This window comes from Oleiphilus sp. HI0066, assembly GCF_001635725.1.
This window is the reverse complement of sequence record NZ_LWFH01000299.1, coordinates 1-732: the sequence shown is the minus strand read 5'-3', so window position 1 is coordinate 732 and position 732 is coordinate 1. Positions and strand designations below refer to the sequence as shown.

Genomic DNA, 732 nt, shown 5'->3' with positions numbered 1-732 from the left:
TATCGTCGATCTTATGGATTCTCTAACTCCTCCAGAAAAAATAACGGCGGTCAGTTTGTTATTTTTATAGCAGGGCTAGCCTTGTGGCTTCTCGGTACGGTTGGGCAGTTTTTTGGTGAAGTGATTAAAGCGGCGCTTAGTCGACAGCGCGAATATTTAGCGGATGCATCGGCGGTACAGTTCACGCGTAACCCGACCGGCATTGGTGAAGCGCTTCAGATTATTGGCGGCTACGGTAAACATTCTAAAATTGATAATCCACGAGCGCATGAACTAGGGCATTTCTTCTTCTCAGCTGCATTTAACAGTCGTCTGTTTGCTACGCACCCGTCAGTTGATGAACGCATTGAGCGTTTGCTGCCAAATTGGAATGGCCAGTATGCTGAGTCGACGGCTGAAGCTGAGCTTCGGAGTGAGTTTGGTGATGCAGTCATGGGGTTTTCTGGAGGCTCACTTCATGCGGAAGATTTATCGAAAGCTGTGCAATCTGAATCATCTGGAAGCAGCGATATAAGTTTTGAATTTCAGGAGCAAGCTGCTGCTGAACCGGCGTTTAACCTTAAGAGTTTATTGGAGCGTGTGCACACTTCCTATGACGCCAAAGGTGTGTATTACGCGTTTATTGGGCATGAGTCTGTTGCGACCAACGATTGGAGTGAACGGATCGCGCCCTTATCTTTATCGCAAAAATTAGATTTGCTCCGTGCGGCAATTCCATCGCTTAAAACTTTA

Annotated in this window: 1 protein-coding gene; it reads left to right on the top strand. The window is 46.9% G+C overall.

Features of this window, described 5'->3' with window-relative positions; genetic code table 11:
• Window positions 1-732 (top strand): M48 family metalloprotease (locus A3738_RS04395; protein WP_156503951.1); only part of this gene is annotated, 732 nt, incomplete at both ends.